This window comes from Streptomyces murinus (genome assembly GCF_002154555.1).
Classification (GTDB): Bacteria; Actinomycetota; Actinomycetes; order Streptomycetales; family Streptomycetaceae; genus Streptomyces; species Streptomyces murinus.
The window spans coordinates 1-1,214 of sequence record NZ_MUNF01001050.1 but is presented as its reverse complement, the minus strand read 5'-3'; the positions used below and the strand labels follow the sequence as shown (position 1 = coordinate 1,214).

Sequence of the window (1,214 nt, the reverse complement as noted above, 5' to 3'; positions counted from 1 at the left end):
GAGGTGCGGGGCCGCTGGGGCTGGCACACGATGGACGCGGGTCGCGTTGCGCCGACGCGGCCGCAGCCGTCGTACGTCGTCGAAACGAGGGAGCGTCGGATGCGAGCGGACGGCACCGAACCCGGGCGGCCCGTGCCGGGTGGTCCGCACCCAGGGAACGTGCTGCGCGACTGCGCGCGGGACGTGCTGGAGATCGCCGAGGGCATCCGCGCGGTGTCCGAACGCACCGCCACCACCCTGTCCGCCCCGGACCTGACCGCCGCCACCCGCCGCCACCCCCGCACCGGCCTCGCCGGATGCTGGGCCCTGCTGCGGGCCCTCACCGCCAAGCCCGGACTCGGCGGTCCCGCGGGCACCACGCCCCGCAGCGGCATCACCCGCGCCCTCCGCCTCGCGGACCGGGCGCGCGGCGGAGCGAACCTGGCCGCGCTGGTGGCCCTCACCTCGCTGCGCCTGCGCATCGCCGCCGTACTCGCCGACCACCCCGAACTGGCCCGCACCCCGGGCATGCGCCTGCTGACCCGGGCCCTCACCGCCGACCGCGACGAGGACGCCGTACGGGCCCTGCGCGCCCTGCTGCGGGACCGCACGGCCCAGCGCGCGCTGTCCGGGCTCGCGCCGCTGATATCCGAACTCCTCGCCGTCTGCGCCCTGTTGGACGGACGCTCCGAGAGCGGCGGCACCCCCGAGGGCGGCGCCGAGGCCGTCGACCTCACCGACCAGCGCCGCCGGATCATCGCCACCGAGGGCTCCCTCCTCGGCTTCCTGCGCAACATCGAGGCGCTGTCCACCGACGGACGGATCCTCGTCCAGAACGTGCGCGGCCCCGACGGCGTCGTCCGCTACGTCGTCCAGGCCCCCGGCACGGCCCCCGGCCGCCCCCGCTATGACGCCCCGCAGGACCTCATGGGCGCCTGGCGCGACCTGCGCGCGACGGACTCCCCGTACACCCGCTCCCTGGTGCGCGCCCTGGCCGCGCACGGCATCCCGCGCGGCGCCGAACTCGCCCTGATCGGCCACAGCGAGGGCGGCAACGCGGTCCTCAACCTCGCCCAGGACGAGGACTTCTGCCGCACCTACCGGGTCACCCACGCGATCGCCGTGGGCTCCCCGGCAGGCGACCGCAAACCCGCCGACCCCCGTACCTGGATCGCCACCGTCACCAACCAGTATGACCTGGTGGCCGCCCCCGACGGCCACCAGGTCATACTGGT

1 protein-coding gene is annotated in these 1,214 nt (G+C 76.1%); it reads left to right on the top strand.

The window, feature by feature from the left end; all coding sequences use genetic code 11:
- Window positions 1-99: 99 nt before the first annotated feature.
- Window positions 100-1,214 (top strand): hypothetical protein (locus CCN72_RS37580; RefSeq protein WP_208638209.1); only part of this gene is annotated, 1,115 nt, incomplete at its 3' end.